At 66.6% G+C, this 24,044-nt stretch carries 22 protein-coding genes; 6 read left to right on the top strand and 16 right to left on the bottom strand.

The window, feature by feature from the left end; translation table 11 throughout:
- Window positions 1-27: 27 nt before the first annotated feature.
- Both CGZ91_RS01990 and CGZ91_RS01985 read right to left on the bottom strand, forming a co-directional pair.
- Window positions 28-705, bottom strand: a complete 678-nt coding sequence (locus tag CGZ91_RS01990; RefSeq protein WP_094452283.1) for a uracil-DNA glycosylase — start codon at window positions 703-705, stop codon at window positions 28-30.
- Window positions 617-1,945: an MFS transporter gene (locus CGZ91_RS01985; protein WP_229116359.1), complete on the bottom strand. Its 1,329-nt coding sequence runs from the start codon at window positions 1,943-1,945 to the stop codon at window positions 617-619. The genes CGZ91_RS01990 and CGZ91_RS01985 overlap by 89 nt, the downstream gene beginning before the upstream one ends.
- Window positions 1,946-2,018: 73 nt before the next feature.
- Between CGZ91_RS01985 and CGZ91_RS01980 the strand changes: the two genes are divergently transcribed.
- Complete coding sequence (locus CGZ91_RS01980) at window positions 2,019-3,101, top strand: hypothetical protein (protein ID WP_094452282.1); 1,083 nt, start codon at window positions 2,019-2,021, stop codon at window positions 3,099-3,101.
- Between the two features lie 98 nt (window positions 3,102-3,199).
- Here CGZ91_RS01980 and greA read toward each other — a convergent pair whose 3' ends face one another.
- Both greA and CGZ91_RS01970 read right to left on the bottom strand, forming a co-directional pair.
- Complete coding sequence (gene greA, locus CGZ91_RS01975; RefSeq protein WP_094452281.1) at window positions 3,200-3,712, bottom strand: transcription elongation factor GreA; 513 nt, start codon at window positions 3,710-3,712, stop codon at window positions 3,200-3,202.
- Window positions 3,713-3,766: 54 nt separating this feature from the next.
- Window positions 3,767-4,228: a DUF4307 domain-containing protein gene (locus CGZ91_RS01970; RefSeq protein WP_179229174.1), complete on the bottom strand. Its 462-nt coding sequence runs from the start codon at window positions 4,226-4,228 to the stop codon at window positions 3,767-3,769.
- A gap of 168 nt (window positions 4,229-4,396) precedes the next feature.
- Between CGZ91_RS01970 and mca the strand changes: the two genes are divergently transcribed.
- Genes mca through CGZ91_RS01955 form a run of 3 tightly spaced genes read left to right on the top strand, consistent with a single transcriptional unit; the run spans window position 4,397 to window position 6,948 of the window.
- Window positions 4,397-5,308 carry a mycothiol conjugate amidase Mca gene (mca, locus tag CGZ91_RS01965; protein ID WP_094452279.1) on the top strand — a complete coding sequence of 304 codons (912 nt, stop codon included), beginning with the start codon at window positions 4,397-4,399 and terminating at the stop codon, window positions 5,306-5,308.
- Window positions 5,309-5,362: 54 nt separating this feature from the next.
- Window positions 5,363-5,731, top strand: coding sequence for a hypothetical protein (locus CGZ91_RS01960; protein WP_144008457.1), 369 nt, complete (start codon window positions 5,363-5,365; stop codon window positions 5,729-5,731).
- 56 nt (window positions 5,732-5,787) lie between these two features.
- Window positions 5,788-6,948: a YhfC family intramembrane metalloprotease gene (locus tag CGZ91_RS01955; protein ID WP_094452277.1), complete on the top strand. Its 1,161-nt coding sequence runs from the start codon at window positions 5,788-5,790 to the stop codon at window positions 6,946-6,948.
- Window positions 6,949-6,984: 36 nt separating this feature from the next.
- On the opposite strand, the gene CGZ91_RS01950 is transcribed toward CGZ91_RS01955, so the two are convergent.
- Both CGZ91_RS01950 and CGZ91_RS01945 read right to left on the bottom strand, forming a co-directional pair.
- Window positions 6,985-7,440: a hypothetical protein gene (locus tag CGZ91_RS01950; RefSeq protein WP_094452276.1), complete on the bottom strand. Its 456-nt coding sequence runs from the start codon at window positions 7,438-7,440 to the stop codon at window positions 6,985-6,987.
- A gap of 92 nt (window positions 7,441-7,532) precedes the next feature.
- The gene (locus CGZ91_RS01945; protein ID WP_179229173.1) at window positions 7,533-9,515 is read right to left on the bottom strand and encodes a dTDP-4-dehydrorhamnose 3,5-epimerase family protein; all 1,983 of its coding nucleotides are present in this window, start codon (window positions 9,513-9,515) and stop codon (window positions 7,533-7,535) included.
- Window positions 9,516-9,699: 184 nt separating this feature from the next.
- Here CGZ91_RS01945 and CGZ91_RS01940 point away from each other — a divergent pair, with 184 nt between their 5' ends.
- Both CGZ91_RS01940 and CGZ91_RS01935 read left to right on the top strand, forming a co-directional pair.
- A complete protein-coding gene (locus tag CGZ91_RS01940) occupies window positions 9,700-11,070 on the top strand; it encodes a polysaccharide biosynthesis tyrosine autokinase (protein WP_094452274.1) in 1,371 nt (456 codons plus the stop codon).
- A gap of 68 nt (window positions 11,071-11,138) precedes the next feature.
- The gene (locus CGZ91_RS01935) at window positions 11,139-12,359 is read left to right on the top strand and encodes a lipopolysaccharide biosynthesis protein (RefSeq protein WP_094452273.1); all 1,221 of its coding nucleotides are present in this window, start codon (window positions 11,139-11,141) and stop codon (window positions 12,357-12,359) included.
- 30 nt (window positions 12,360-12,389) lie between these two features.
- Here the strand turns inward: CGZ91_RS01935 and CGZ91_RS01930 are convergent, their stop codons facing one another.
- From CGZ91_RS01930 to CGZ91_RS01885, 10 genes are all read right to left on the bottom strand, one after another.
- A complete protein-coding gene (locus CGZ91_RS01930; RefSeq protein WP_144008456.1) occupies window positions 12,390-13,484 on the bottom strand; it encodes an O-antigen ligase family protein in 1,095 nt (364 codons plus the stop codon).
- Window positions 13,485-13,593: 109 nt separating this feature from the next.
- Window positions 13,594-14,988: a phenylacetate--CoA ligase family protein gene (locus CGZ91_RS01925; RefSeq protein ID WP_094452271.1), complete on the bottom strand. Its 1,395-nt coding sequence runs from the start codon at window positions 14,986-14,988 to the stop codon at window positions 13,594-13,596.
- A gap of 15 nt (window positions 14,989-15,003) precedes the next feature.
- Window positions 15,004-16,311, bottom strand: a complete 1,308-nt coding sequence (locus CGZ91_RS01920; RefSeq protein WP_324252646.1) for a nucleotide sugar dehydrogenase — start codon at window positions 16,309-16,311, stop codon at window positions 15,004-15,006.
- Window positions 16,308-17,600, bottom strand: a complete 1,293-nt coding sequence (locus CGZ91_RS01915) for a phenylacetate--CoA ligase family protein (RefSeq protein ID WP_094452269.1) — start codon at window positions 17,598-17,600, stop codon at window positions 16,308-16,310. Before CGZ91_RS01915 ends, CGZ91_RS01920 begins: the two co-directional genes overlap by 4 nt.
- Window positions 17,597-18,541: an NAD-dependent epimerase/dehydratase family protein gene (locus tag CGZ91_RS01910; protein ID WP_094452268.1), complete on the bottom strand. Its 945-nt coding sequence runs from the start codon at window positions 18,539-18,541 to the stop codon at window positions 17,597-17,599. The genes CGZ91_RS01915 and CGZ91_RS01910 overlap by 4 nt, the downstream gene beginning before the upstream one ends.
- Window positions 18,538-19,716, bottom strand: a complete 1,179-nt coding sequence (locus CGZ91_RS01905; protein ID WP_094452267.1) for a glycosyltransferase family 4 protein — start codon at window positions 19,714-19,716, stop codon at window positions 18,538-18,540. Before CGZ91_RS01905 ends, CGZ91_RS01910 begins: the two co-directional genes overlap by 4 nt.
- The gene (locus CGZ91_RS01900) at window positions 19,713-20,393 is read right to left on the bottom strand and encodes a PglD-related sugar-binding protein (protein WP_094452266.1); all 681 of its coding nucleotides are present in this window, start codon (window positions 20,391-20,393) and stop codon (window positions 19,713-19,715) included. Before CGZ91_RS01900 ends, CGZ91_RS01905 begins: the two co-directional genes overlap by 4 nt.
- Complete coding sequence (locus CGZ91_RS01895; protein ID WP_324252645.1) at window positions 20,386-21,009, bottom strand: sugar transferase; 624 nt, start codon at window positions 21,007-21,009, stop codon at window positions 20,386-20,388. Before CGZ91_RS01895 ends, CGZ91_RS01900 begins: the two co-directional genes overlap by 8 nt.
- Entirely contained in the window at window positions 20,996-22,153 is a 1,158-nt protein-coding gene (locus CGZ91_RS01890) for a DegT/DnrJ/EryC1/StrS family aminotransferase (RefSeq protein ID WP_229116358.1), read from the bottom strand. Before CGZ91_RS01890 ends, CGZ91_RS01895 begins: the two co-directional genes overlap by 14 nt.
- Window positions 22,150-23,979: a nucleoside-diphosphate sugar epimerase/dehydratase gene (locus CGZ91_RS01885; protein ID WP_094452264.1), complete on the bottom strand. Its 1,830-nt coding sequence runs from the start codon at window positions 23,977-23,979 to the stop codon at window positions 22,150-22,152. The genes CGZ91_RS01890 and CGZ91_RS01885 overlap by 4 nt, the downstream gene beginning before the upstream one ends.
- Window positions 23,980-24,044 lie beyond the last annotated feature (65 nt).

The raw sequence follows: 24,044 nt of genomic DNA, 5'->3' as shown, positions 1-24,044 counted from the left end.
TCCAACGACAGCGTCAGCCATGAACGGTCAGCCCAGCCGCCAGTCGATCGGCTCCCCGCCCTGGGACTCCAAGGCGGCATTGGCGCGCGAGAACGGCTTGGAGCCGAAAAATCCGCGGCTGGCCGACAGCGGCGAGGGATGGGGCGAGGTGATCGCCGGAATCCCGCCCAGCCGGGACTGCAGGGACTGGGCGTCGCGACCCCACAGGATCGCCACCAGCGGCCCGCCGCGCTCAGACAACACCTCGATGGCCCGGTCAGTGACTTGCTCCCAGCCCTTGCCGCGATGGGAGGCGGGTTGGCCAGGCGCCACCGTCAGGCACCGGTTGAGCAGCAGGACGCCTCGATCGAACCACGGCGTCAGATCACCGGAGGCTGCCGGCGGGATGCCCAGGTCGGATTCCAGCTCGGCATAGATGTTTTGCAGGCTGCGCGGCAGCGGGCGTACGCCGGGTGCGACCGAAAACGACAGCCCCATCGGATGGCCCGGGGTGGGGTAGGGGTCCTGGCCCACGATCAGCACCCGCACCTGGGCCAGCGGGCGGGTGAAGGCCTTCAGCACGTCGGCTCCGTCGGGCAGGTAGCCGCGGCCGGCGGCGACTTCGGCGCGAAGGAACTCACCCATCGAGGCGACCACGGGTGCCACCGGGGCCAACGCTTCGGCCCAGTCGGGGGCGATCAGTTCGGTCAGGGGTTGGGCGGTCATCGGTTCTGCTCCTGGTAGGGGCTGGGGTGTCAGCATCCTCGTCGATGGGCCGACCACCGGGCATCCGGATCGCCATCAGCGCGCCCAGGGCGAGGAAGGCGGCGCTGATCCCGTAGGCCGCGTAGAGGCTGGTGTGGTCAGCCAGCCAACCGGCTGCCAGCGGACCGAGGATGCTCCCGAAGTCGACCGTCATCGACCACAGCGCAAACGGCGGGCCGCTGCGACCGCCGGCAATGTCGCCGACGAGCGCGGCCGGCGCGGTGCCCTGCAGGGCAGCGGCGATGCCGTAGAAGCACAGCACCACCACCAGCAGCCAGTAGCTGCCAACAAAAGGCACCGCCATCATCGCGCCAGCCGCGATCAGACCGCCGGCGATCATGACCGGACGACGCCCCAAGGTGTCGCTCCACTTGCCGGCCTGGGTCAGGGTGATGGTCTGCACCACGGCGGCGATGGCGAAGGCGTAGCCGGTCCAGGCTGGTTCCAGCATCAGGGTGGAGACCACGAAGATCGGGATGAGCGAGTTGCGTACGCCCATGCTGGACCAGCCGTTGGCGAAGCCGGCCACACATGCGGCCTGATAGCGGGAGTCGCGCAGCAGGGTCCGCAGCGGCACCACCGTGGTGTCGCGCTTGGCAGAGGTGGCGTCGGTCGGGCGGATGAGCACCAGGGCGACCACGCCGGCGGCGGTGAGGGTGCCGGCGTAGAAGAAGAACGGGGCGGTCAGCGAGATCTGCGCCAACAGCCCACCGACGGCGGGCCCGGCCATGCCGCCGAGCAGGAAGCCGCCCTGATAGAGACTCATGGTGCGACCCCTGCGGTTGGCCGGGCTTGCGTTGACCAGCAGCACCATCGCCGACACCGTGAACATCGCCGACCCGATGCCGCCCATCGCCCGAAAGACGACCAGCTGGGGGTAGTTGGCGGCGAAGCCGACCAGCGCACTGGAAGCAGCGACGATGAACATGCCGATGCCCAAGGTGCTGCGGGCGCCGAGTGCGGACACCACCTTGGGCACCCAAGGGCTGGTCAGCAGCCGCATCAGCGCGAAGCTCGACACCGCGAATCCGACGGCCAGGTTGTCGCCGCCGAAGCTTTGTACGAAGGGCGGCAGCACTGGCACTACGACCCCGAAGCCGACCATCACCAAGAAGGCGACGATCGCCAACACGTAGACGTCGCGGGGGAGAGTGGCTGATCCCTGCCTGCGGTCACGCCACCACCTCGCCAGTCGGTTCACGGCCCCACCCTAGTCCGAAGAATTCAGACTCCGGGGTGATCACTCGACCGCACATCGGACTAGGCTCGGACCCATGACTGACGCGCCCGATCTCACCCCCATCCTCAACGATCTCGCCGCCGGACGTATTGACGCAGCCGAGGCCCAGCGACGCATCCAGCAGCTCCGTCAGGCCGATGATCCGGTGGATGCCGCTGGCGCCCGCAGAGTGAAGCCGGGCGGCGGTCGGACCGAGGCTGAGACGGTCGATCAGGTCGAGGACGTGGCCGAGCATGTCGAGCCCGAGGACACCGCTGCCGCAGATACGGATGCGGCGCAGGCAGGGGAGAAGTCGACCGAGAAGACCGGCGACAAGCCCACCGACTGGCGCAGCAACGGCGACTGGCGGGCGTACAGCCGGGAGAGCTTCCGCAGCGAGCCTGCCCAAGAGGAGAAGACTGCCGAAACCAAGGCGGAACCGGAACCCGAGGCCAAGTCGGCGACCGAAGCCGAGGAGGACTTCAGCAAGCACGATGATGCCGAGGTCGAGCGGGTTTCGGTACGCGTGGTGGGGCGTCGGCTGCGCGTGGTCGGCGATGCGAAGGTCGCCGCGGTCGAGGTGGAGGGTCCGCACGTGCTGCGGCGCAACGGTGCGGTCATCGAGGTCACCAGCGATGGGGACGAGAAGCCGGAGCGGGGTCTGTTGGGGCTGCCGAAGCTGCCGGGCAGCTTCGACGACATCAAGTCGATGGGGCTCGGCAAGGAGCTGATCGTGCGCGTCAACCCGGGCCTGCTGGCCGATGTGGAGTTGATTGCCGGCAGCTTGTCGACCCAGTCGATGCCGGCGCTGGGCACCGTCCGGGTGACCGCCTCAGGCGCTCACCTGCAGGACGTCAACGAGTTGGACAACCTGCTGGTGCAGGCCGGTCAGGTGACTGTCGAGGGGCGGATCCGCACCGGCCGCAACCGGATCCGGTGCGAGTCGGGGTCGCTGATCGTACGCCTGGCCGAGGGCTCCAACGTGACCGTGCACGCCGACACTCAGCTGGGCCGGATCGCCTGGTCGGGTCAGCACTCCGGCTCCGGTGACGAGGTCGTGATGGGCAACGGTGCCGCGCGCCTGGATGTGTCGGTGGTCATGGGGTATGCCCAGATCAAGGTCGGCAACCAGGACTGACCCCTGTCAGTCGCGCCTCGCACAAAAGGCCCATACGTAACAGCCGCACCGGCGAAGTTCACCGGTGCGGCTGTCGTATGGCCGAAGGAAGGATTCGGTCAGGTCCAGGGCTCCAGCTTGGTGATGGTCACCGCGATCGGCTTGCCGTTGGGTGCGTCGTAGCTGACCTCGGCGCCGAGCTTCTGGCCGACCACCGCCGCTCCCAGCGGGGACTGCGGGGAAAACACCTGCACGTCGACCGAGTCGTCCAGGCCCAGCACGTCACGGGAGCCGAGCAGGAAGGTGTCGGTGTCGTCGGTGTCACCGTCGTAGGCCACGGTCACCAGGGTGCCCGGCTCGGCGGTGTCGGACTTGGCTGCGCTCTCGCCAACCTTGGCGCGCTGCAGCTTGTCCTTGAGGATCTGGATCCGGGCCTCGTTCTGGCCCTGCTCCTCGCGGGCGGCGTGGTAGCCGCCGTTCTCCTTGAGGTCGCCCTCTTCGCGGGCAGCCGCGATCTTGTTAGCGATCTCGGTACGCCCGGGGCCCTCGAGGTGGGCCAATTCGGCGGTGAGCTTGTCGAACGCTTCTTGCGTCAGCCACACCGTGTCGTGGGTATCGATGGTTTCAGCCATCGGGAGAGCTTAGCAGAAGGCCCCATTTTTCCAACGGATTAGGGCGATTCGGGCTCAGTCGACGGTGCAACCGGTGGTGCCGACCGAGGCGGCCTCACGGAAGGTCCGCACCGACACGGTGATGCGTTCCACGGTCTCGGTGCCGGGGCCGACGTGGACGACCTTCTCGCCGACGCGTTCGTAGTCCACCGCCTCCGCATACACCTGGCAGGTGACGGCCACCGACGGGTCGGGACGGTCCACCACCAAGGTGGCGGTGATCTCTCCGGCGTCGACCACGGCAAACTCACTGACCTGGGCGCCGACCGGCGGGTTGGAGTGAAACAGCGCCGCCCACACCAACCAGGCCAGCGCGATCGCGGCGAAGGCCACCGTGGCAGTGATCTTGACCGGACGGGAGATCCGGTCCGGCGGATAGCGACGCTCCAGTCTCTGCTGGACCTCAGGGTCCTGGGCCGAGGGTGCGTGGACCCCAGTGGTGTCGAGAGTTGATGCGGTGTCCTCGGTGCTGCTCACCGTCCCATTGTCGCCCATGTTCGCGCACCTCAAGCCGGATCGCACGATTGCGGCGATGGACTACAGTTCTGGGCGGCTGTTGCGGGCTGTCGCAGGCCTCCGGCCGCACACCGACGCACCCTGATTCATCCGCCACCCGAGTTCATCCACCAGCGAAGGCAGGTCGACATGTCTGTGTCCCCCCGGCGTACCGATGCCGCCGGCGATCCGCTGCGACTGATGCATGTGCACGCCCACCCCGACGACGAGTCGAGCAAGGGAGCCGCGAGCACTGCGATGTATGTCGAGCAGGGCGTCGAGGTGCTGGTCGCGACCTGCACCGGCGGGGAACGTGGCTCGATCCTCAACCCGGCGATGGACCGGCCCGACGTGTTGGCCAACATCACCCGGATCCGCGCCGACGAGATGGCTGCGGCCCGCGCCATCCTGGGCGTGGACCATGTGGCGCTGGGCTGGGTCGATTCCGGCCTGCCCGAGGGTGACCCGCTGCCGCCGCTGCCCGAGGGCTGTTTCGCGTTGGAGGACGTCGACGAGGCGGCCGGTCGGCTGGTGAAGGCGATCCGCGAGTTCCGACCGCACGTGCTCACCACCTACGACGAGAACGGTGGCTACCCGCACCCCGACCACATCATGTGTCACAGGATCTCGATGGCTGCCGTCGACGCGGCCGCCGACCCGGAGGCGTGGCCCGAGCACGGCCCGGCCTGGCAGGTGCAGAAGGTCTACTACCACGCAGGATTCAGCAAGGCCCGCTTCGAGGCCCTCGACCAGGCCATGACCGCGCGGGGTCTGGAGTCCCCGTACGCCGAACGGCTGGCCAACTTCCCCGACGACCGCCGGGACCGGGCCACCTGCCATGTCGAGTGCGGCGACTACTTCGAAACCCGCGACCGGGCCCTGCTGGCCCACGCCACCCAGATCGACCCGAACGGCTTCTTCTTCGCGGTGCCGCTGGAGGTGCAACAGGAAGCCTGGCCGACCGAGGAGTACGAACTGGTCCGCAGTGAGGTCGGCGAGATCGGACCCGAGGACGACTTGTTCACCGGCATCGCGGTCGAGGCCGCGTCGCGGGCCAGCTGAGCCCTCTCTGTCGGGTGTCCTGTCGGTCGGGCTGACAGGACTAGCATGACGGCCATGATCGGTTTGTTCTTCACCGTGCTTCAGGCGACACCTGTGGCGCCGCCGGAGCCAGAAGATGTGGTGGCTGGTCTGCTGCCGTTGTTCCTGATCGTCGGACTGCTGGTGCTGTTGTTGGTCGGCTACCAGTTCATGAAGCGGGCCACCAAGCGGGTGGACCTGCCGCGGCGGGACGAGGTTCGGTACGCGCAGGCTCAGCAGGCCAAGGCCGAGCAGGCCAAGACGGAGCCGACCGACCATCCCGAGCAGCCGACCCAGGATCCGGAGCAGCCGACCCAGGATCCGGAGCCGACGACCCAGGATCCGGAGCCGGCGGCTGACTCGGCTCCGACCGCCGAGGGCGAGGCCGACTCCCGGACTGAATGACGCGCCCGCTGCTAGCCTGAGCGCACTTGTCGGGCGAGGTTGCTGGAGTCACGTTCATGCCACTGATGGTCATGTGGGGCCTGTTTTTCACTGCGGTCGTTGCACTGCTGCTGCCCTGGGCGGGGCTGATCGTCATGCAGCTGCGCAAGTGGCGCATCGCCAAGGTCTTCTTCATCGGCATGCTGTGCTTCTTCGTCAGCCAGCTGATCGTCCGCATGCCGCTGATGTCGGCGATAGGTGCGACACCGCTGGGTGCGGTCATGGTCGGCGTCACCGGCGTGGTGATCGCGGCCCTGACTGCTGGTCTCTTCGAGGAGACCGGGCGCTGGATCGCGATGAAGTACCTGATGGCCAAGGAACGTCGCTTCAAGGACGCGATCGCGTTCGGTTGGGGCCACGCCGGGCTGGAGATGCTGGTCATCGTCGGACTGGCCGCGATCAACAACCTGATGGTGGCGCTCGCGATCGACGGTGGCACCGCCGACCAGGTGCTGGCAGCGCTGCCGCCCGAACGTCAGCAGGAGGTGCTGGCCCAGTTCGCGGCGATGTCGCCTTTCATGGCGTTTGCCGGTGGTCTGGAACGGATTTTTGCGCTGTGCCTCCACCTCGCCTTCTCTGCCCTGGTGATGTGGGGCTTGATCAAGGGCCGCGAGAAGCTGGGCTGGGGCTTGGCGGTGCTGGCGCACTTCGTCGCCAACCTGGGCGCGGGCCTGGGCGTCTACTTCGGCCTCGACATCATCGCCGTCGAAGCGATCTTGCTGGTATGTGCGATCGGTGCTCTTGTCGCGCTGCGGTTCCTGCGCCGGCAGTGGCCCGACTGGCAGAACCGGTCCGAGCCCGAGGACCCCGATGCCTGGGTGGTCCCGGCTGGACCGTCGCTGCGCAAAGACACCGCCGAGCCGGCTGCTGAGGGATCGGCCACCGACGCGGGCACCGCGCATCCGGCGGCTCCCGCTCGGCCGGACCCGACCCCGGAGACCAACGACCCGGTCAGCGAACCGGAGGCCCCGCGCAGCGCCCCCAGTCAGGGTGCGCCATACGTCTTTGACCGGGCAGCGATGACCAAGAACCGTGCCGACCATGAGGCCGCGATGGCCAATCCGGATCCGGTGGATGAGGATGCGCCGGCGCCGAAGCCGACGATGGCCGACGGGAACTGGTTCGATCGCGAGACACTGCTGCGCCCCAAGCCGGACACGCCGCGCTGGCCCGACTGATCGGGGCCGGCCCGCTTGGGGTCAGGCCTCGACGGGTCAGGCGTCGTCCTCGTGGACCCATTCCCAGTCGACGCAGAAGTAGTACTCCCCGGCGTACCGCATCCGGGAGCCGAGGGTGCCGCAGAAGCCGCCCGGTTCGAGCACGCTCTCGCGGCCCGGGCTGGGATTGCCCTCAGTCGAAGGGCGGGGGCTGCTCGACGAACCAGGGCCGGGGCTCTCCGAGTTCCCCGGAGTCCGGTCGTCGCTGGGAGTCTCATCGTTGCCCGGGGACTCGTCGTTGCGTGGGGCCTGCTCCGAGTCGTCCGGTGTCGGTTCAGGCGTGCTGGCCGGGGCTGGCTGGGTGACCGGCGGCGGTGCCGGCGTGGCGCCGATCTGGCTGGGGTCCGAATGAGGCGCGGTGCGATTGAGCGCCATTGCCACCAAGACGATCGTGACGATCGCGAGGACGGCCAAACCCGTCGCCGAGGCCCACGGTGACTGTCTGATGCTCACGGCTGTCCCCCTCCTGCATCCGGTTGCTGCGGATGTGAGGCTACACGGATCACCGGCGAGGTGACCCGCGACCTTCGACCGCTACCTCACACTCAGCTTGGCTGGGTGGACGCACCAGTCTGCGCCAGGCCGCTCAGCGTGCTGGTGATGGTGTCGAGATAGCCATCGATCTGACTGGCGGCTTGGGCGGCGCGTTCCGGGCCGCGCCGGTAGGGGTCCGGCACCTGATCGCCCGGGTCGGAGGAGCGGTGGGTCCACAGATGCTGGGTGACGCCCGGCAGGTCCACCTCCGTGGGGAGGTGGGCAAGTTCCCGGGCGGCGTGGCCGATGACATAGACCTTGGGCGCAGCTGTGGGCCAGTCGTCGAGGATGTGGCGGCGGTGGTCGGCGGCCATGGTGAGGACCAGATCGGCCTCGTCGACCAGGTGCCGGGTCAGTTGACGTGCTCGATGCTGCTGGCCGGTCTCGGGGACAGCCAGATGGGCTGCCATCGGTGGGTCCACCGGCTGGTCGACCAGGGCTTGGGTGCCGGCCGAGCTGAAGTGCAGCCCCTCGGGGGAGAGATGGCGTGCCGCGACATCGGCATAGGCGGACCGGCAGATGTTGGCGGTGCACACGAACAGCACCCGGTAGGGCCGGGTGGGGTCTGGCGCCGGGGCCGCAGCTTGAGCCACCGGCGCTGGCACGCGGGACGGTGCGCCCGCTGCCGGAGCGGGGGCGGGTGAGGTCCGGGCGCGACGCCCGGCCTGGGCCGACATGAGTTCGTCCAGTTCCAGCCACGAGTTGCCGGTGCGGAAGCCGGTGCCGCGAAGTCGGGCCAAGGTGAGGGCGGCCTGATCCTGGCGTGGACCGGTGTGGCTCTCGCTGATCAGGGCAGGGTCAGCACAGAGGGTGAGATAGACCCGTCGGGCGATGTCAGCCCACGACACCACCGGTCCCTCACCGGTGACGTTGTAGGTGCCGGCAGGCGCTGCCGAGTCCAACAGGTGAGTGATGGCGGCGGCCAGCTCGTCGGCAAAGGTGATCCGGCCGGTGGCGGCGGTGACCTCGTTGGGGGCGTGGTGTCGGGCTTCGGCGGCGAGTTCGGTCAGGAATCCGTCGGTGGCACGCATCACCCAGGTGGTCCTGATGATCAGGTGGCCCGGTACGCCGGTGGCGATGAGTTCGCCAGCAGCCAGCGCCTCGGCGTGGGGGTCACGCAGGTCCAGATCTGCGGCTTCGTCATGCTCGGGCGCGTGCCGCTCAAATGACGGGTCGGCCGAGACGTGGACCAGGCGCAACTGGTGCCGTTGGGCGAGGACGGCGATGCGGTGAGCCCTGGCGGCGGCTTCGTTCCAGTGCTCGACCCGCAGTGGATCCCGGTCCCAACCCGAGGCGACAGCGCCGTAGGCGTTGATGATGGTGTTCCAGCCGGACAGGTCGAGATCATCAGAGGCCAGCTCCGATTCGGTGATCCCGCCGGCTCCCGGCATCTCAGCCAGCAACGCCCGGCCCAATGAGGTGTCGGTGCCCACCACCAGCGTGCGTCGGGGTGGCATTGGGGTGGTCTCACTCAGCAGCGGCAGCAGGTCGTCGCGACGGCTCAGCGCCGCTCTTGCCGCCGGCAGCGGCCAGGCAATGTCGAGGGCGGGGTCGAAGGGGTGGACCTGGGCGGTGGGTGCGCCGTCGGTGGGGTGGTGGGAGAGCAGGTGACCAAATGTGGTGCCGTCCTCCAACACCTGATCCGCCATGGCGACCCCGCGCGGCACGAACACCGACGTGCCCGGGTCCAAGGTGACGGAGAACGTACGCCCGAAGCCGTCGCCCTCGCGCAGGTCCACGAAGGCCGCGAACGCCCGGCCGTGACTCAGTCCGATGAGTTGGTCCCAGGCGACGGCGTGAAAGCCACGGGTGGTGCCGCGCGCAGCGACCTGTCGCAACCGGTGTTGGACCGGGGCAAACTCGGGCAGGCCCGCGGCAGTCATGGTAGTCCGGTGCCAGGCGTCCTTGATCCAACCAACCTCGTCGTGGCGCAGTTGGAGCCGGACGACGAGCAGCCCCGGGATGTCGGTCCGCTCGGCGTGCGCCTGACTCATGCCATCACTCCTCATCTCGGACGTTGGTGCCCTCAACCCCGGGTCGACCTTCGGGGCCTCGAAACCGGTTGCGGTGCGCTAGTGTTTGGCCCAGACCGGCCAGCGTTGGACCATCCTAGGCGCAGCACTGGCGCGGGGCACAGAGAACAACCCAGGGCCGTCGGCTCGGAGAAGGACACTGCTGATGGAGCTGCAGCAATACGCGCGGATCTTCCGGCGCTACTGGCGTAGTGCCGTTGCGAGCGTCTTGGTATGCATCGCGATCGCGGCCGGCATGACGCTCTTGCAGTCGCCGACCTACAGCGCAGCCGCGCAGGTGTTCCTGACGGTGGAGGCCGGCGAAACCGCTGGGGAACTGTCCTCGGGCGCCACCTATGCCGAGCGTCAGGTGGACTCCTATGTTCAGGTCACGAAGACGGCGACTGTGCTGCAACCGGTCATCGACGAGCTCGGTCTGCCACTCACCCCGTCGCAGTTGGCGGGGAAGTTGACCGTCAGCGCCCCCGATTCGACCTCCATCATCAAGATTCAGGTCAATGACGCCAATCCTGAGCAGGCGGCGTTGCTGGCCAACCACGTCAGCGCCAGCTTGGTCCGGACCGTGGGGCAGTTGTCGCCGGCTGGTGCCGACGGCACACGTCTGGTGAGCGCATCGGTGATCGATCCAGCCGTGGTGCCCGGTAGTCCGGTGGCGCCTCGCCCGGCCCTCAACATTGCGCTGGGTGCGGTCGTCGGAGTGCTCATCGGGCTCGGGCAAGCGGTGCTGCGGTCGGTGCTGGACACCCGACTCCGCAACAAGGATGACGTCGCCAAGATCACCCCGGCGCCCGTGCTTGCGTCAATCGGTCAGATCGTTGCCTCGGCTGATCGGGCGCTGCCCGATGGTGAGCAATGGGCCAATGCCGAGGCCTATCGGCGGTTGCGCACCAATGTCGGCTTTGTCGGACTCGGCGGGGAACGCCGCAATTCCATGGTGGTGACCTCCTCGGTCGCGGCTGAGGGCAAGACGGAGACGGTGGTCAACCTTGCCCGCGTGTTGGCCGAGGCCGGCGAGTCGGTGCTGCTCATCGATGCTGACCTGCGACGCCCCCAGGTGGCGGCCCGGATGCGGCTCGACAGCGAGCTCGGCATGTCGGACGTGCTGACCGGCCGGGGATCCCTGGAAGCACTGACGATCCCGGTCACCCAATTCCTGTCGGTGCTGCCGGCCGGCACCGTGCCGCCCAACCCCTCGGAGCTGCTGGGGTCGGAGGCCATGGCACACTTGCTGGCACGAGTCGAGCGTCAGTATGACTACGTGCTCTTCGACACCCCGCCATTGCTCCCGGTCACCGACGCCGTGGTGCTGTCCGCGCAGACCGGTGGAGCCATCGTGGTGGCGCGCTCCGGAGTGGTGCATCGCCCACAGTTGACCACGTCGCTGGACCTTCTGAAATCCGGTGACGTAACGCTGCTGGGTGTGGTGCTCAACGGTGTGCCGGTGGACAAGCGTGCGGGTGGCTACTACAGCTCCTACTACACCTCGCACGAACAGCGGCCCGTCGCTGCCGTCTGAGCCTGCGCGGCAATCATGGTGATGTTTCTGGAGATCATGCTGACCAGACCCGTTGAATCGGACCGTTGATGGCCAAGCGCGGAGCGATGCTGGTCACCCTCGGGATCGCCAGTTCCTCGTTGGTGCGCTGGTATCTCATCTGGCTTTTTGCGCGGACCGAGGGCGGCGCGGCCGCGGTGGCCGAGTACGGGTTTGTGCTCGCCCTGTTCACTCCCATCTTCGTCCTGTGCCAGATGGGACTTCGGACAATTTTCTTGTCCGCGAGCGTGCGCTGGCCTTGGCACACCTACGTGCGGTTGCGTTGGCTGGGGTGTGTCATTGGCGTGGTCATCGTCGTTGGGCTGACCTGGCTGGTGCCGATGATCTCTTGGGAGATGGGCCTGCCGATGGCGGCCCTCAAGGTCACCAGTTCTCTGAGCGACCTCCAGCTGGGGAGGGTCCAGTACGGCAACCGGATGGCCAAGCAGGGACAGATCCTCATCGTCTCGGCTATCGGCACCGCGGTCGGAGCGACGGTGCTGGTCGTGCTCACCGGGCTCGGATGGACCGGCGTTGCTATGTCGGCCGTGATGTCCTTGGTGTCTGCGGTCTGGGCACGGTCAAACGGTCGCAGCGTCCCCTACGAGCATGACGCCGTCGACGGAGCCGTGTCGAACATCCTCAAGGGAGGCATGTTCGCGGCTGGAAGTCAGGCCTTGGCGTCCCTGCTGTTCCAGATCCCTGTGCTGGTCCTGGGCATCATCGCCAGCCCCGTGGACACCGGTGTCTTCACGGCGGCGGCCTACCTCCTGACCGCCGCTGCCCTGCTGGGCTCGACGATGCAGACCATCATCATCACGCCGTTGCGACGACGTCGCGATGAATCGGGGACTCAGTTCTTGAAGTCATACTCCGCGCGGCTGACACGGCGGGCGGCTCTAGCGGCCGTCCCGCTGGTGGCGCTGGTGGCGCTGGTGGGAGACCCGGTCCTTCGACTGGTGTACGGCCCGGAGTTTGGGATGGACTGGACCTCGCTTCTGCTGATCGGGGTCGGAGCGGCCTCAATCGTGGTGGCCTACATCCAGGACGTGACACTGCAGGTGCTGAACCGCTACGGCTCGGTCACCGCAGCGGTCGCGATGGCGTGCATTGCCTCGATCGCTGTGGGCGGCCTGATGATCCTGCTCGGATCGCCGCACGTTCTCGTCGGAGCGGCGATGGCTGCCGCGGGCGGGATGACGCGTTTCGCGGTCATGGCAGTCGTCGTCCGACGCCAGATTGCGACCGTGGACGACGCGACGCAGGGGTGACCAAGACGGAGCCTGAGGGCTCCAAGCAGGTCATGGTCGCGGTGTGACGGCGGCGGTGGGATGGACCGCGAGGGCTTTCTCGGTCGAGGACTCCTCTGCCCGCGCGCTCTGGACAAGGGCGGCGATGATGCCGAGGACGCCCCAGAAGACCAGCCGCCGAACCGAGAATCCACCGACGCCGTACATCAGGCCAACGAGGACCGGGGCCGTGAGCCATAGATCGGTGCGGAGCGCAGCGAGGAAGACGCGGCCCCAGAGGATCAGGAACACTAGGAGGCCGAGTAGCCCGGACATGGCAGCAATCTCGATGAACGCATTGTGGTACTCGATCGTGCCGCCCATTCCGTGTGTTCCAGGGCCCAGGCCAAACACGGGGCTGAGGGCAAAGGTCTGGGTGTAGCTGGCCCAGATGTCGATGCGGCCAAGGCCGTTGGCGTCCCCTTCCACGACCTTCACGGCAGTATCGAGGACCCAGCCGACGTTGATGACTGCGACGACGGCGGCGATGAGCATGACCAACCACAGGAGCCCAACGTTGCGGGCGTGGAGCATGTAACACAGGAGCATGACCAAGCCGGTCAGCGCGATCGCCGCCGCGAGCGTGGTCGACAGGGTGGCGGCGCCGGCCACGAGACTGGCAAGCATGAGCAGGCCAGCCCAGACACGGGAGCGGAGCGTGCTCGCTCTGACAGCGGTTCGCAGGTTGATGGAAGCGCAGACGACGGCGACCAGCGCAACGTAGTGGGGGTTGGCGCCACCGCCCGAGAACCGAGACCCGGAGTACCAGAGACTGAGCCCGAACAGTGACCTCGAGACGAGGATCGACCACGTCAGGAGGAAACTGAAGAAGATCGCTCCCCAACTGCCGACTCGTGTCAGAAGGAGCTCCAGATAGTCACGTGTGCAGGCCCGCAATGCAGCCACGATGGTCAAGAAGACGAAGGCGAAGTACGCCCACGTCAGGAGCCCTGCGACGCCCGTGGCATGGGGAGTCAGTTGGATCCCGATCCACGTTCCAATGACGATGCAGAGGAAGAAGAGGTACCACCACAAGCCGTCCTGAAGACGGATCGCTGGGCGGGGACGTCGAATCGTCCATTCGATCACGCACCACAGCAGCACCATGATCTCGCCGGCGTTGAGCGGCCCAATGCCCAGCTCGGTGACCGGGGACAGCGCAATGCCTCCGACCAGCAACAGGTCGGCCCGCGAGGGGCTCCGCATCGGTGCTGCCTCAGGACGAAGAAACATTGTTCTTGATCAGACGCAGCTTGCCGCTCTTCTCGCGCGGAATCTCGTCGACGTGATTGATGTGCAACTCGGTCTCGTGGCCGAAGGTGTGGACGAACTCCTGGCGAAGGAGGTCGTCAAAGTCGGCCTCGTAGTGCTGCGGGTCGATGACCAGGTTGATCGTCACTGACCCCAGTTCGGTCTGGATCGCCTGGGCCTGCACCAAGGCGTTGGGCATGTTCTTGAAGAGGTTGGCGACGTGTCCGCCGTTGATCTTCGTGCCGTCCGCACGGAGCAGGTGATCGCTGGATCGGCCACGGATGCCAGCCACCGTCGGCGCCGCATAGCCGCATTCACAGTGCCGGTCGCCGGTAGCGGAGCCAAACTTCAGTGCGTCACCGATTTGATAGCGCACCAAGGGGGTGCCGTGAGTGGTGAAGCTTGTCACCAAGGTCTCGCAGGTGCCATCGGGCTCGATCGCACCAGGGAGCGGTTCGAAGATGCCGCTGGCAGGTTCAAGATGCAGCTTGCCGGCCGAGCACTCAGTGATGAAGGGGGCGCCCTCGCTGGAGGCGTACTGGTCGTAGACCTTGGTCTTGAAGACTCGTTCCAGCAGCGCCCGACCGCGTGGGGTGACGGCTTCTGAGGTCGGAAAGATGGCCGTGGGAGTAAATGTCAGTGGCAGTTCGTGGCGTTCGATGTAGCTGGCCAGATCACACATCGACGTGAAGAACCCCTCCATGGCCACCGGCTTGAAGTCATTCAGCCCAGCCACGTAGTGGTGGAGGTTGGCTTCGGACATGTCGAAAGTGGAATAGAGCATCTGCCGTGCCGGGGCGTTGTAGCGCCAGTAACGATCGCCTTGATATCCCGGCGGCACGATGTGCTTGCCGCTGAAGGTCGCCTTGCGCATCTTTCGATTCTCAAAGCCGTGCTTGGCCTTGAAATGATCCAGCATGGCCATCCGCTTCATGCCGTCGTTCAGCGTGTAGCGCACGACCAGTGACTTGCCGGTGGTGCCGCCGGTATGACCCTCGGTCGAATGCTTGGGGTCGACGGTGTAAAGCTCGGACATGTGCTCCCGGAGCAGTTCCTTCTCCAAGATCGGAAGCTCGGGAAGGTCGTCTGAGCCCTGGACTGCGTGCCAATCCACATCTGCCCAGAAGCGTTGATAGAACGGGCTCTCGGTGGCGCCGAATCGGACGAACTCGGTGAGCCGCTGCTGCTGATCGGCCATCATCTGGTCAAGCGACCAATGATCGTAGTGCTGCAACCAGGCGCGCTGCTCCCAGTAGGTCTTGCCGTAGCGTCGACGGTTGTTGACGGCCCCCTTGGCCGAGGCCATCAGGTCCTGCACGACGGCCGGAGAGCGGTCATAGATGCGTTGCAAGGTGCCCATGAGTCCTCCGGTCTCTCAGAGCCTGATGTCGGTGGCCTCGCGCGGTAGCGCGGCCTTGAGATCCATCACCACACCGGAGTCGGGATCGGCCAGCAGGCCGCGGATCGCTGCGGTGTCATAGTCACGGTACTGCCGGTGGGCCACCGCCAGGATGACGGCGTCGTAGGAGCCTTCCTGTGGCGTGTCGATGAGGTCGATGCCGTAGAAGCGCTTGGCCTGCGCCGGATCCGCCCACGGGTCGTGGACGTCGACGTTGGCGCCGTAGTCGGCCAGCTCCGCGACGATGTCGACCACCCGGGTGTTGCGCAGGTCGGGGGTGTCCTCCTTGAAGGTGAGCCCCAGGATGAGTATGCGAGCGTCGCTGACGCGGGCGCCCTTCTTCGTCATCGCCTTCACCAGCCGGGCTGCGGCGAACTCGCCCATACCGTCATTGAGTCGCCGACCGGCCAGGATGATCTCGGGATTGTGGCCCACCGCCTGCGCCTTGTAGGTCAGGTAGTAGGGGTCGACTCCGATGCAGTGACCACCCACCAGCCCGGGGCGAAACTTGAGGAAGTTCCACTTGGTGCCGGCTGCCTCGAGCACGTCAGAGGTGTCGATGCCGAGCCGGCCGAACAGCATCGCCAACTCGTTGATCAGCGCGATGTTGACGTCGCGCTGGGTGTTCTCGATGACCTTGGCGGCTTCCGCCACCTTGATCGACGGAGCCTTGTGGGTGCCGGCGGTGATAATGCTGGCGTACAGGTCATCGACGAACTCAGCGACCTCGGGGGTGGAGCCCGAGGTCACCTTCATGATGGTCGGCAGCCGGTGTTCCTTGTCGCCGGGATTGATGCGTTCGGGGCTGTAACCGACGAAGAAGTCCTCGTTGAACCGCAGCCCCGACACCTCCTCCAGGACCGGTACACACTCCTCTTCGGTGGCGCCTGGATAGACCGTGGACTCGAAGATCACCACATCCCCGGCGGCGAGAACGCCACCGATGGAGCGGGCGGCGGCCAGCAGCGGGCTCAGGTCGGGCTGCTTGTGCTCATCGATCGGGGTTGGCGCGGTGACGATGTAGACGTTCGCCTCCCGCATCTCCTCGGCATCATCGGTGAACCGCAGCGTGGTCGCGGCGGCCAACTCGTCCTCGGGCACCTCCAACGTGCGGTCGCGGCCCTCGCGCAGTTCGGCGACCCGGTCGGCGGCGATGTCGAAGCCGATCACCCGATACTTCTTGGAAAACTCCACCGCCAGCGGCAGCCCGACATAACCCAGGCCGAGGACTGCGATGGTGGTGGTGCTGAGGTCGTGCATCGGACTTCCTTCGTTGATGATCATGGGCTCTCTTCGATCTCGTTCACAAAGAATTGCCGCTTGCCCGAGGCGAGGACGGGGACTTCATCGACGTAGGTGAAGTCACACTGCTCGGTGGGCCCGACCACGGCCTCAAGGATCGCCCGCAGGCGACCTTCCAGCTCCGCCGACGCGGGGGCGTTGAGGATCCAAGTGAAATGGCCCAAGGAATGTTGCCGGAGCTGGAACTGGCGGATCTCGCTGATGCGTGTTGTGAGACCCCAGATCTGCAGTGCATGGAGGCGGCGGGGGTGCTCGGCGTCGCCGGCGTGGATGACGTCGAGCCGTCGCCCCTGAATGTCGGTAAGTCGGCTACGGTCCAGCACGCCGTCGTTGCTCACGACGAACCGGCCCAAATCGCCCGTGTCGTAACGAAGCAATGGCATGGCGCGGTTGGTGAGATCGGTGACGATGATCCGTCCGGACTGCCCAGGGTCGGCTGGCCGGTTCGAATCCACCTCGAGGATCTCAACATGGAAGGAGCTTGTGTCGATGTGATAGACGGACATGTCCTCACCGGAGAAGGCGATGAGGCCCATCTCCATGTTTGAGTAACGCATCCTCGGCGACACCCCGAAGAGGCGCTTCGTCAGAATGGTGAGGAAGGGGGAGGCCGGCTCGGAGATGCCAACGACAGCCCGTACCGTCCCTGGCGGAATGGAGAGGCCAGACTCGTCCCAAGCGCGGAACAGCCCCTCCAAGTAGGACGAGTATCCCATCGCCACAGCGCCCGGATGACGCTTCAACCAGCCCGCGATCGCGGCGGGAGGTCGGGGGTCCTGATGGACTCCGGCATACGCGAAGTGGTTCTTGGTGAGTTGCATAACCCATCGCTGGCGGGAGGTCAAGGTTCCCCACTGCTTTGTGTGCAGGAACGGGCCCCAAGGATCCGCACCGACAAAGCGGTAATTCGCCACCAGCGAGCCTCGGTGGCGAAGGACCTTTGCGCCATCTTGGTAGGTCGTGAAGGGAATTCCAGTCGAGCCGGAGGTGTGGGTCGCGGCCAGCTTGCTCCGGTCGAAACCGGCGGCCAAGAAGTCGTCCTGGGACGCGCGAATCAGGGCCTTGTCGACGACAGGGAGATCAATGAAGGCGACCTCCCCCAATCGTCGGTAGAACGGCACCTGCTCGAGGGCATGCTTCATGATGGCGATGCGCTTGGCGGGGGTCGGCTGTCCGCCCCGCAAGGCGGCTTCAACCTCCGCGGCCACCGGCTCGAGCTGCCCTCGCGTCAGCGCGACGGCCGCGGTGTGGCGCAGTGACGAGCCGATCACTGCTGACCCTGCTGCTGGACGTACCAGTTCCAGGTCTCCGCCAGCCCCTCGGCAAGCGGCACCAACTCGATCTCGGGGAAGAGCTCCCGCAGTCGGATCGCATCGGCCTGGGATGCCTTGACGTCACCTACCCGAGGATCGGTGAAGTTCTTCTCCAGCTCCGTGCCCGACACCCGCTCCAGTTCGTCGATCAGCTGCAGCAGGCTGGTGTTGGTGGCGAAGGCCAGATTGACCGGATCCGGGCTGGACACCCCGCGCAGGAGCGCGGACTGGATCACACGACAGACGGTCTTCACATAGGTGAAGTCGCGCGACTGGGTGCCGTCGCCGTGCACCTCCAGCGGCTTGCCGGTCAGCGCCGCCTCGATGAACTTCGGGATCACTGCGGCGTACGCGTGCCCAGCCGACTGGCCGGGGCCATAGACGTTGAAGAAGCGGAAGGCGAGGGTCTTCAGGCCGTAGGAGGCCTGGTAGGCCAGCGCATACCCTTCGGTGGCGGCCTTGGTGACCGCGTAGGGGCTTTGTGGGCGGGTCCAGTCGTTCTCGTTCTTGGGCAGCTTCGGGTTGGAGCCGTAGACCGAACTGGAGGAGGCGACGATGACCTGGCCGACATTGTTGGCCCGGCCTGCTTCCAGCACGTTGAGGGTGCCGGTGGTGTTGGCCTCGTGCGACGCCCGCGGGTTGGCCACTGAGCGCGGCACGCTCGGGATGGCACCCAAGTGCACGATCGCGTCGACACCGGCGACCACGCCGCCGAGCAGGTCCATGTCCAAGAAGCTGCCTTCGGTGAACTGAGCCTCACCGATTCCGGCCAGATTGTCCGCCGAGCCGGTCGACAGGTCATCGAGGATCCGGACCTCGTCGATCCCGTCGGTGTCGAGCAGCGCCCGGGTCAGGTTGTGGCCGATGAAACCGGCCCCGCCGGTGATGAGAACTTTCACGAACGGTCTCCCTTGGTGGTGAAGCGGGCAGCGTGGACAGGGTTGGGATCTCCAGAAAGGATCTCTTCGACCCCACTCCAGATTTGTTCGGGGCGAAACTCGTCATCGACCCGGCGCTGTGCCGCCTCACCGAGGCGGGTGGTCAACTCGGGGTCGGCTGCGAGGCGGCTGATCGCCTGGGTGAGTGCGTCGGCATCGTCGACGTCGACCAGCAGGCCAGTCACCTCGGGCACCACCGAATCAATTGCTCCGGTGGCGCGGGTGGTGATCGTCGGTACGCCGACCGCAGCGGCTTCCAGGACGACGTTGGGGAAGCCCTCTCGTCGCGTCGGCAGGCACAGCACGTCCATGACCGCCAGATGGCCCCAGACGTCGTCGGTCCACCCGACGGTGCGGATCCGGTCCGGCTGAGCGGAGACTCGGGCCGCCAGCGCCGGATCATCGGTGGACCCGATCAAGAGAAATGTTGCGTTGGTGGGAAGCTGCGGATTGGCCGCTGCGTCCAGGATCATCTCGACGCCCTTGTCAGCGGCGATGCGGCCGATGAAGCCCACCACGAAGTCCTCGGCGCCCAGTCCCAACCTGCTCCGGAGCTCCGCGGCGTCCACCGTGCCAGCCCTGGCTCGCACCTTCTCGGTGTCGACGCCGTTGCTGCTTCCGGATCCGATCAGCCAGGACTTGCCCGGCATGACGAGCCCTCGCCGCTCGGCCTCCTGGGCCAGTGAGCGGCTGACGTAGAGCACATCGGTGGCGAGCTTGTGGGAGAGCCATTCCATTGCCCACAGGAGTCGGGCAGTGGGGCCGGTGGACCCTTCCAGACGCAGGCCGCGCACCACGTAGAGACGGCGTTTGACGCCGGTCAGCCATGCCGCAATGCCACCGAGCAGGGAAGCCTTGGGTGTCCCAACGTTGATGGCATCGGGCCGCTCCGTACGAAGAAACGACACCCATCGCAGCAGCGCGACGACATCCTTCACCGGTGATAGGCCACGATGCATCGGGATGCCGCGTACGGGCACGCCCTCGCGGTCGGCGGTCTGTTTCGCGCGATCGTCGGGTGAGGTGACCAGAGTGATCTGCCACCCCTGTTCCCGGAACCAGGCCAGCTGCCCCCGCATCAGGGCCCAGGCGCTGCCACCGATGGTCAGGCCGACGACGAGCTTGCGAGGGTTCATCCTTCAGCCTTCCAATCGTCCAACGCGATGTCATCGAGGCGGCGAATCAGGCGGGCCGGATTGCCGACGTAGACGCCGAATGGCTCGGTGTCGCGGATGACCACTGCGCCCGCGCCGACATAGGTCTGGGCGCCGACGGAATGCACCCCGGTCGACACGGTTGAACTGGTGCCGAACATGGCTCCTTCGCCGATCGTGATGGATCCGCCGATGTTGACGTTGGTGGCCAAGAAGCTGCCGCGCCCCACGGTGCAGTGGTGGGAGACCGTCGCGTGCGGATGCAGGATGGTGCCGGTCGCGATCCGGGCATGAGACCAGACGTGTGAGAGGGGATGGGCGTACACACCGTCCTCGAGCTTCGCCGATGGGCTGATCACTGCCAACGGGCTGATCAAGGACGGAATGCTGAGCCCGCGGCTGCGCACCGAGGCGTGCCACGACCAGCGCAACTGGTTGTTGCCGAACGTCAATGCCACCGGAGCGCCGGGAGCCAACTCGTCCAGGCCGGCCGAGATGGGGCCCGTGACGGGAATGCCGTCGATCGAGGCGCCCCACTTGTCGGGGGCGTCATCCAAGAAACGCGTAATGCGATGGCCGCAGCTGTCCGCCAGCTCAGCGATGCAGGTGGCATTGCCGCCGGCTCCGATGCCCACCAACTCACGTCCGGCCTCAGGCATGGTCGGGGGTCCCAGTGAAAGCGGTCATCGTCGCTTGGCCCTCCGCTGAGATCCCCGATCGCTTGAACACTGCCGTGACGGTCATTGCCAAGATCTTCAGGTCCAGGCGTAGCGACCGGTTGTCGACGTATTCGACATCGAGCTCGAAGCGTTCTTCCCAGCTGAGCAGGTTGCGTCCGTTGACCTGCGCCAAGCCGGTGATGCCGGGGCGGACCTCATGGCGGCGTGCTTGCCGTTCGTTGTACAGCGGCAGGTAATAGGTGCGCAGCGGACGAGGGCCCACCAGACTCATGTCGCCCTTGAGGACATTCCACAACGAGGGCAGCTCGTCGAGGCTGGTCGCCCGAATGAACTTGCCGACCTTGGTGAGTCGCTCCGCGTCGGTCTGGTGGGCCGCGTCGGGATGGCGCATGGACCGGAACTTGGCGAGCTGAAAGATCTTGCCGTCCCGGCCCGGCCGCTCCTGCCGGAACAGCACCGGGCGCCCGTGCGCCGCGAACACCACCGCAGCAGTTGCGGCCTGGAGGGGAGCGCTGACGACCAGCCCGATCGCGCTGGCGGCGATGTCGATGGCCCGCTTGGTGCGGTCGTAGGGGCGGCGTTCACGAGCGGACACGACGCGACTCCACAAACTCGGTGATGACATGGGTGATGCGCTGGATCTGCTCGGTGGTCAGCACCGAGCCGCTGGGCAGCGTCAGCCCGGTGCGGAAGAGACGTTCGCCGGTGCCGTCGACGACGGCGGGCAGGTGGGCGTGCACCGGCTGCAGGTGCATCGGCTTCCACAGCGGTCGGGCCTCGATGTTGGCCTCGTCCAGCGCCAGCCGCAGGTCCTCGGCCGTGAAGCCAGCAACCTCGGGATCAACCAGCACTGAGGTCAGCCAACAATTGTCCCGGGTCTCACCGCCGGCCCATCCCGACGGCTCCCCAAAGATCTCGACGCCCGGCATCCCGTCAACCATGGACCGATAGTGGCCGCGCAGGTCGCGGCGTCGCTGAATCATGTCGTCCAGACGGGACAGCTGGGCCCGGCCCAACGCAGCCAAGATGTTGGACAGTCGGTAGTTGTAGCCGATGTCGGTGTGCTCGTAGTGCACCACCGGCTTCCGGGCCTGGGTCGCGAGATAGCGGACCTGCTTGGCCAATTCGGCGTCATCGGTCAGCAGCGCGCCGCCGCCGGAGGTGGTCATCACCTTGTTGCCGTTGAAGGACACTGCCGCAGCGACACCGAAGGAGGCTGCCGGCCGACCGTGACGGGTGGCGCCCAAGGACTCCGCCGCATCGGACAGCACTGGAATGTCATGCGCGGCGGCAACCTCGCCGATCGCCTCGTGGTCGACGACCTTGCCGATCATGTCGACCGGGACGATTGCCTTGGCAGGCCGGCCCTCGGCGCGGAGCCGGTCGGCGGCCTGGGCCAAGAAATCCGGATTGATGTTGCCCGACTCGTCGGCATCCACCAGCACCGGGGTGGCGCCCGTGTAGGTGATCGCGTTGGTCGTGGCAGCGAAGGTGAAGCTGGAGGTCAGGACGTGATCGCCCGGGCCAATGCCCAGCGACAGCAGCCCCAGGTGCAGCGCGGCGGTGCCCGACGCCAACGCGACAGCATGCGTACGCCCGCAGTAGTCGGCCAGCTCCCGTTCGAACGCATCAACCTCGGGGCCCAGGGGTGCGATCCAGCCCGAACGCATCGCCCGGACAACGGCATCCTCTTCCAGCTGCGTCATGTCGGGCAGCGAGAGGGCAATACGGGCGCTCACCTCAGCGAATCCGCGGTCGAGGCGTCACCTTGGCCGGCCGACGGGGGAGAAGAAGCACTCACCTGCACGTGGATCGGCTCCATCGACGTCGGCGCGACCGGCGGCACCTCGACCCGGCGGATCTTGGGGTTACGGGTCGGGCGGTACTCCTCGCCGTCGCTGAAGAGCACCTCGTGCAGTTTCTCGCCCTCTCGCAGACCCGTGAAGTGGATCTCGATCTCCTTGCCGGAGCGGCGGATCAGCCGATTGGCGAGGTCGAGGATCTTCACCGGCTCGCCCATGTCGAGCACCAGCACCTCGCCGTCGTTGCCGACCGCGCCGGCCTGCAGGGTGAGTCGGCAGGCCTCCTGGACCGTCATGAAGAAGCGGGTGATGTCCGGGTGCACCACGGTCACCGGGCCACCGCTGTCGATCTGGTGCGCGAACGTGTGCAGCACCGACCCGCGCGAGCCGAGCACGTTGCCGAAGCGCACCGAGATGTAGTCGCCCGGATATCGGGTGCCGAACCACGCGGTCAGCTCCTCGGCGCGGCGCTTGGTCTTGCCCAACACGCTGCTGGGGTCGGCGGCCTTGTCGGTGGAGATGTTCACAAACCGCTCCACGCCATAGCGGGTGGCGGCCGCCAGCATGTTCTGGGTGCCGCGGGCGTTGGTCTTCCAGCCCTCCTCGGGATACTGCTGCAGCATCGGCAGGTGCTTCAGCGCAGCAGCGTGGAAGACGACCTGGGGCTGGTGATAGCGAAAAACGCGGTCCAGGGCTTCCTCGTCGCGGATGTCGCAGAGCACCATGTCGGGGGTGTCGAGAAGACCTCGACCATAAATTGAGAGTTGAGTGCTGTGGAGGCCGGATTCGTCGCGATCCAGCATCACCAGCTCGGCCGGACCGAGCTGGTGGACCTGTCGGGCGATCTCCGAACCGATGGAGCCGCCGGCGCCGCTGACCAGCACCACCTTGCCGGTGATGTACGCCGCGACCTCACTGAGATCGAGCTCCACCTGCGAGCGGCCCAGCAGCTCGGTCATGTCGACCTCCTTGAGCTGCCCGAAGGTCACCTGTCGGCCGACGATCTGCGACATCGGGGGCAGCGTCAGCAGCCGCAGTCCGCCGACCTCGACGACGGTCTCGTCGATGAGATTCAGCAACTCCTTGCTGGCCTGGGGGATGGCCACCAGGACGGTGCGGACCCCGAGCCGCTCGGCCTCCCGCAGCAGCGTCGAACGGTTGCCGACCACCCGTGCCCGGCCCAGCCGCAAGTTGGCCTTGCGGGGGTCGTCGTCGATGAATCCCGCCACGCTGTATTCGGTGCTCTCATCGGTGTTGATCGACATTGCGAGCTGACGGCCGGCCTCACCGGCGCCATAGATCAGGACCGGCTGACGCTCCTGTGCGTAACGGTTTCTGGCCAGCGCGGCCTCGGAGATGGCGCGGTAGACGAACCGGCCGACGATCATCTGCAACACCGCAAACACCGGCACCGTGACCAGCAGCCCACGGGGCACGTTCGGCGGGATCGCCAGCACAACAGCGGTCGCCACCAGCGCCGTCGCGGCCGCCACGAGCACCATGCTGATGGCATCCTCGAAGGAAGCGAGTCGGTTGCGACCCATGTAGATCTTCGAGACGACACCGAAGATGCCTTGCAGCACCATGCAGATCAGCGCGTAGTAGAGGACGTCCTCCAACTGCGCGTCGTTGAGGTTGAAGTCATAGCGGGCGGCGACCATCGCCAGCGTCGCCACCGGCCACGCAAGTACGTCCCAGGTCGCGACGGCGAGCCGGTTCCAGGAGACCCTGGTCCGGGGATAGGTCGAATGCTCGACGCCCATGTCAGATCCTTGGCGGTTGAGGCGGTGATGCTGATGTCCCCCTCAAAGTAGCAAAATTTCCGTAC

Origin of the sequence: Parenemella sanctibonifatiensis (genome assembly GCF_002250565.1) — a bacterium.
Classification (GTDB): Bacteria; Actinomycetota; Actinomycetes; order Propionibacteriales; family Propionibacteriaceae; genus Parenemella; species Parenemella sanctibonifatiensis.
Note: the sequence above shows the minus strand (reverse complement) of the source record. Positions and strands in the feature narration are given on the sequence as shown.

Coding starts and splice junctions, on each gene's coding strand:
- CGZ91_RS01990 (WP_094452283.1), bottom strand. CDS start 705: ATGACCGCCCAACCCCTGACCGAACTGATCGCCCCCGACTGGGCCGAA.
- CGZ91_RS01980 (WP_094452282.1), top strand. CDS start 2,019: ATGACTGACGCGCCCGATCTCACCCCCATCCTCAACGATCTCGCCGCC.
- greA (WP_094452281.1), bottom strand. CDS start 3,712: ATGGCTGAAACCATCGATACCCACGACACGGTGTGGCTGACGCAAGAA.
- mca (WP_094452279.1), top strand. CDS start 4,397: ATGTCTGTGTCCCCCCGGCGTACCGATGCCGCCGGCGATCCGCTGCGA.
- CGZ91_RS01960 (WP_144008457.1), top strand. CDS start 5,363: ATGATCGGTTTGTTCTTCACCGTGCTTCAGGCGACACCTGTGGCGCCG.
- CGZ91_RS01955 (WP_094452277.1), top strand. CDS start 5,788: ATGCCACTGATGGTCATGTGGGGCCTGTTTTTCACTGCGGTCGTTGCA.
- CGZ91_RS01945 (WP_179229173.1), bottom strand. CDS start 9,515: ATGAGTCAGGCGCACGCCGAGCGGACCGACATCCCGGGGCTGCTCGTC.
- CGZ91_RS01940 (WP_094452274.1), top strand. CDS start 9,700: ATGGAGCTGCAGCAATACGCGCGGATCTTCCGGCGCTACTGGCGTAGT.
- CGZ91_RS01935 (WP_094452273.1), top strand. CDS start 11,139: ATGGCCAAGCGCGGAGCGATGCTGGTCACCCTCGGGATCGCCAGTTCC.
- CGZ91_RS01930 (WP_144008456.1), bottom strand. CDS start 13,484: ATGGTGCTGCTGTGGTGCGTGATCGAATGGACGATTCGACGTCCCCGC.
- CGZ91_RS01925 (WP_094452271.1), bottom strand. CDS start 14,988: ATGGGCACCTTGCAACGCATCTATGACCGCTCTCCGGCCGTCGTGCAG.
- CGZ91_RS01920 (WP_324252646.1), bottom strand. CDS start 16,311: ATGATCATCAACGAAGGAAGTCCGATGCACGACCTCAGCACCACCACC.
- CGZ91_RS01905 (WP_094452267.1), bottom strand. CDS start 19,716: ATGAACCCTCGCAAGCTCGTCGTCGGCCTGACCATCGGTGGCAGCGCC.
- CGZ91_RS01900 (WP_094452266.1), bottom strand. CDS start 20,393: ATGCCTGAGGCCGGACGTGAGTTGGTGGGCATCGGAGCCGGCGGCAAT.
- CGZ91_RS01885 (WP_094452264.1), bottom strand. CDS start 23,979: ATGGGCGTCGAGCATTCGACCTATCCCCGGACCAGGGTCTCCTGGAAC.